We start from the raw sequence: 4,804 nt of genomic DNA, 5'->3' as shown, positions 1-4,804 counted from the left end.
GGGAAACGCCTGGCTCCATTCCGAACCCAGAAGCTAAGCCTCTCATCGCTGATAATACTGCATCTTTCAGGTGTGGAAACGTAGGTCGCTGCCTAGTTGATCAATTTACTCTTATTTACTCCCTCTTTTTAACTTTATTTATTACTTTTTATAACTATTTTTATCTCCATTATTATGGTATTATTTCATATATTATTTTAGGATGCTATATGAAAAATTATATAAAAGATCAAATAAAAAAATCTTATGAAACTAAACAAGCTATTTATCAAAATGAAGAACTATTAAATAAGATATTAGAAGTTTCTCGGTTATGTGTAGAACTTTATAGAGGTCCAAATAAAACTATTTTGGCAGGTAATGGCGGAAGCGCGGCAGATGCACAGCATATTGCTGCTGAACTTGTCGGAAGATACGGTTTTGACAGACCATCTATTCCATCATTGGCGCTTACTACAGATACCTCAAATTTAACTGCTATTGGTAATGACTATGGTTATGATAAAGTTTTTTCTCGTCAACTTGAGGGAATGGGTCAGAGTGGTGATATTTTTATTGGCATCTCTACTTCTGGTAACTCTGTAAATATTATTAATGCTTTTAATAGTGCAAAAGAAAAAGGCATCACTACCGTTGCTTTAGTTGGTCGTGATGGAGGTGAAATGGCTAAAATGGCAGATTATGCTTTAGTAGTACCTTCAGATTCTACTCCTAGAATACAAGAATCTCATATATTAATTGGACATATTATTTGTGATATTATTGAAAAAGAAATATTTGGTGAGGGTGTTTGTTAATTGCAAATGAATAGAGCACTTTTTCTTGATCGTGATGGTGTGGTAAATGTTGAAAAGGACTATCTTTATAAAATAGAAGATTTTGAGTTTATAGACGGAATATTTGAACTATGCAAATATTATCAAGACTCTGGTTATATAATAGTTGTAGTGACAAATCAATCTGGAATAGCTAGAGACTATTATTCAGACGAGGATTTTCATGAACTCACTTCTTGGATGCTAGAAGAGTTTTCTTCTAAAGGCATTGTTATAAAAAAAGTTTACTATTGTCCTCATCATCCAGATATATCAGGAAAGTGTGATTGTCGAAAACCAAATCCCGGAATGTTATTACAAGCCGCAAAAGAGTTAGATATAGACCTTAAAAATTCTATTATTGTAGGCGATAAAGAAAGAGATATTATGGCTGGCATCAATGCAGGGTTAACAACTACCTATCTGTTCGATGAGAGTAATAGTGTCACTAACTCACAAGCGAATAAAATAGTTTCAAAATTAGAGGATATATATAATGCTAATACTTAACAGCGGCGGTACATTTAACAAAAGATATAACCCATTAAACGGTGAATTAGAGATACCATATGATAATGAAGTCATAGAAAGGATATTGACAAGTACTGATTTTGATTATGACTTAGCCGGTGTTGTATATAAAGACAGTCTCGATATGGATATGAATGACAGAAAAATGCTTGCAAGCATCATAATGGAATCAAAGGATGACACTTTTATATTAGTTCACGGTACAGATAGTATGAATATTACAGCAGAATTTTTATCAGAGATTTTTGATGATAGAAAAATCATTATCACAGGTGCAATGCATCCATTTGAGATAGATAATGTTGAAGCAAGTTTAAATCTCGGTATAGCTATCGGTTTTGCAAAAGCAAATCCCAAAAACGGTGTATATATTTGTATGAACGGTTTGATCGAACCTTGTAAAAATATAGTAAAAAATAGAGCTTTAGGAAAGTTTGAACTTGTCAAATAGTGTAGCATGTAGTCATTGTCATCTGGAGTTTGATGAATCTGTTATGATTAAAGACGGAAGTCATTATTTTTGTTGTAACGGCTGTCAAGGTGTTTTTAATCTTTTAAGTGACAAAGGATTAGATAGTTTTTACGATAAGAGTTCAAACACAAAACTCACTCCCCCGACAAAAAAATATGAAGACTCATCAAATTTTGATACAGAACCCTTTAGAGATGCTTTTGTAAAATTAAACAGTGACGGTTTTAATGAAGTATCCCTGATTATTGAGGGTATTCACTGTTCAGCATGTGTATGGTTAAATGAAAAAGCTCTGCATAAAATGGATGGAGTAATAGAAGCAGATATAAATTTTACAAACAACAAAGCTACTATAGTATGGGCTGATGATGTAGTAAAGCTTTCACGCATAATAGATATGATCCGCTCAATCGGTTACAATGCATTTGCTTATGATGCCTCTATTCAAGAGACGCATGCAAATAAAGAAAGAAAGTCTTACTACTTGAAGATGGCAGTTGCAATCTTTGCATCTATGAACATTATGTGGATAGCAGTAGCGCAGTATGCCGGATATTTCAGCGGAATCACGCAAGATGTCAAAACAATACTCAATATTGCTGAGGGTGTCTTGGCCACACCTGTTTTATTTTATAGTGGATGGGTTTTTTTTAGAGGTGCTTACTACGGACTGAAGACAAAAGTTGTAAATATGGACCTGCTAGTTGCAACCGGAGCATTGTCTACTTATATTTACTCAATCTATATAACAATAGCTGAGCAGGGAGAGGCTTATTTTGACTCAGTAAGTATGATTATTACTTTTGTACTAATCGGTAAATTCTTAGAAGTGCTGAGTAAAAAGAATGCTGCGGATATTTTAGATGTAATAGGTAAACATATCCCAACTGAAGTAAATCTTGTTATCAATGGTGCTGTAGTAGCTTGTAAGCTTGACAATGTAAAAGTTGGAGATGAAGTAGTTGTAGCATCCGGCGAGAAAGTTCTTTTAGACGGTGAGATAATCAAAGGTGAAGGTTCCTTTGATGAGTCAAATCTCACAGGAGAAAGTGAACCGATATATAAAAAAGTTGGAGATACCGTAATAAGCGGGACTACAAGTATAGATGCTGATGTGCATTTTATAGCATCTAAAGACTTTAAACATTCAACACTTTCTAATATAGTCACGCTATTGGAATCTGCAATAAATAAAAAACCTAAGATACAGCAGATTGCAAACAGATTATCAGAACATTTTTCGTCTGCTATATTGGCTCTGTCTGTTTTAACTTTTTTTGTTTGGTTGGTATTTGGCAACAGTTTTGAACTGTCGTTTATGGTAGGAATATCTGTTATTATTATAGCTTGTCCTTGTGCATTAGCATTGGCAACGCCTGTAGCAACATTGGTGGGGCTAAGTTTAGGTGCGGCAAAAGGTATACTTTTTAAAGAAGCAGCTCAACTTGAAACGATGGCTAAAGTTGATACATTGGTGTTAGATAAAACTGGGACTATAACCATAGGAAAACCGGAAGTTGTAAATGTGCATATTTACGCAGAGTTTGACAAAACACTACTGCACTCTCTTACAAAACTCTCTAAACACCCTGTAGCATCCGGAATAGTTAAATATTTAAAAGAAGAAGATGAAAACATACAAGAGATTATTTTTGATGAATTTTCTCAAATTCCAGCATCCGGAATAAAAGCAAAATATGGAGATATAGAAGTTTTAGGAGGAAACTTAAAACTTTTAAAACAAAATGATATATCGATTGATTTTAGTACAGACAATACACTTTTTTATTATGTGGTAAATAAAAAGATAGTGGCAATTTATGAATTAAGTGATAAGATAAAAGATGGAGCTAAAGAACTAGTAAAAGAGCTAGAAGATAAAAATATAAAAGTTATTATGCTTACCGGAGATAATGAACATATTGCCAAAAAAATTGCAAAGCAAGTCGGCATTACAGAACTTTTTTATGAGCAGACACCTCAAAATAAATCTGAGTATATAGATAGTCTTCATCAGCAAAAAAGAACCGTGGTCATGGTTGGGGATGGAGTGAATGATATTCTGGCTTTATCGTCCGCGGATATAGGTATTGTTATGGGCAGCGGAAGTGACATTGCCGTAGAAGTTGGAGATGTGGTCTTGCTTAATGACTCACTTCAATCACTACAAGATGCTTTTAAAATAAGCCGTACTACTTATGGATTGATAAAACAAAACCTGTTTATTTCTCTTGCGTATAATGCTATTACGATTCCACTCGCAATGGCAGGGTATGTTATACCTCTTGTTGCAGCTATATCTATGTCTGTAAGCTCACTCTTGGTTGTTGGAAATTCCATGAGAATAAGATACAAATGGAAAAAAAATTAACACTAAAGGTTTTTTATGGATAACTGGGTAATTGCTATGATGCTGGGAGCTTCTATCTTATTGGGTGCTATAGCGCTGTTTGCATTTTTATGGGCTATAAAAAATGGTCAGTTTGATGATGAAGAGAAGTTTTTAAATGCTGCGAAGTTTGACGGTGAAGATGAGCTTAATGATGCAATAAAGCAAGAACAGAAAAAAGAAGCTTTGAAGAAAAATTATAGACCTGAATAAAAAAGAAGTTGAAAAATTATTGAGTGAAGATAAATCGCCCCAAAGGGGCAATTTAAGATAAATTATTTACCTATAGTTTGTGCGAAAGCATCTAAATCAGCGTCAGAATATTTTCCAACTTGACCTTTCATAAGACCTTTCATTGGACCACCATAAGTACCAGCTTTGTAGCCTTTAAGAGCAGTTGCAATTTCAGCGTGAGTCATTTCAGCAACGTTTTTAGATTTACCTAGAGCTTTTTTACTCCAGTCAGCACCGTGACAAGAAGTACAAGCTTTTCCATTTACTGCTGCCATTGAAGCTGTTGCTAGTGCTAAAGTAGCGATTGAAGCGATTACGATTTTTTTCATTTTTTTTCCTTAGATTAATTTTCGAACCAATTAT

6 protein-coding genes are annotated in these 4,804 nt (G+C 34.1%); 5 read left to right on the top strand and 1 reads right to left on the bottom strand.

Going from position 1 to position 4,804, the window contains the following annotated elements; genetic code table 11:
• Positions 1-209 precede the first annotated feature (209 nt).
• The 5 genes from gmhA to ccoS are packed head-to-tail and all read left to right on the top strand — an operon-like array spanning position 210 to position 4,420.
• Positions 210-797, top strand: coding sequence for a D-sedoheptulose 7-phosphate isomerase (gene gmhA / locus ABYK18_RS11915; protein ID WP_373036898.1), 588 nt, complete (start codon positions 210-212; stop codon positions 795-797).
• 6 nt (positions 798-803) lie between these two features.
• Positions 804-1,325 carry a D-glycero-beta-D-manno-heptose 1,7-bisphosphate 7-phosphatase gene (gene gmhB / locus ABYK18_RS11910; protein ID WP_373036899.1) on the top strand — a complete coding sequence of 174 codons (522 nt, stop codon included), beginning with the start codon at positions 804-806 and terminating at the stop codon, positions 1,323-1,325.
• Complete coding sequence (locus ABYK18_RS11905) at positions 1,312-1,797, top strand: asparaginase domain-containing protein (protein ID WP_373036897.1); 486 nt, start codon at positions 1,312-1,314, stop codon at positions 1,795-1,797. The genes gmhB and ABYK18_RS11905 overlap by 14 nt, the downstream gene beginning before the upstream one ends.
• Complete coding sequence (locus ABYK18_RS11900) at positions 1,787-4,189, top strand: heavy metal translocating P-type ATPase (RefSeq protein WP_373036896.1); 2,403 nt, start codon at positions 1,787-1,789, stop codon at positions 4,187-4,189. Before ABYK18_RS11905 ends, ABYK18_RS11900 begins: the two co-directional genes overlap by 11 nt.
• Positions 4,190-4,204: 15 nt before the next feature.
• Positions 4,205-4,420, top strand: a complete 216-nt coding sequence (ccoS, locus tag ABYK18_RS11895) for a cbb3-type cytochrome oxidase assembly protein CcoS (RefSeq protein ID WP_373036895.1) — start codon at positions 4,205-4,207, stop codon at positions 4,418-4,420.
• A 62-nt stretch (positions 4,421-4,482) separates the two neighbouring features.
• Here ccoS and ABYK18_RS11890 read toward each other — a convergent pair whose 3' ends face one another.
• Entirely contained in the window at positions 4,483-4,770 is a 288-nt protein-coding gene (locus ABYK18_RS11890; RefSeq protein WP_373036894.1) for a cytochrome c, read from the bottom strand.
• Positions 4,771-4,804: the final 34 nt, after the last annotated feature.

This window comes from Sulfurimonas sp., assembly GCF_041563495.1.
GTDB lineage: Bacteria > Campylobacterota > Campylobacteria > Campylobacterales > Sulfurimonadaceae > Sulfurimonas.
Note: the sequence above shows the minus strand (reverse complement) of the source record. Positions and strands in the feature narration are given on the sequence as shown.

Bases quoted from the DNA above. Each gene is read 5' to 3' on its own strand.
- gmhB (WP_373036899.1), top strand. From the start codon at position 804: ATGAATAGAGCACTTTTTCTTGATCGTGATGGTGTGGTAAATGTTGAA.
- ABYK18_RS11905 (WP_373036897.1), top strand. From the start codon at position 1,312: ATGCTAATACTTAACAGCGGCGGTACATTTAACAAAAGATATAACCCA.
- gmhA (WP_373036898.1), top strand. From the start codon at position 210: ATGAAAAATTATATAAAAGATCAAATAAAAAAATCTTATGAAACTAAA.
- ccoS (WP_373036895.1), top strand. From the start codon at position 4,205: ATGGATAACTGGGTAATTGCTATGATGCTGGGAGCTTCTATCTTATTG.
- ABYK18_RS11890 (WP_373036894.1), bottom strand. From the start codon at position 4,770: ATGAAAAAAATCGTAATCGCTTCAATCGCTACTTTAGCACTAGCAACA.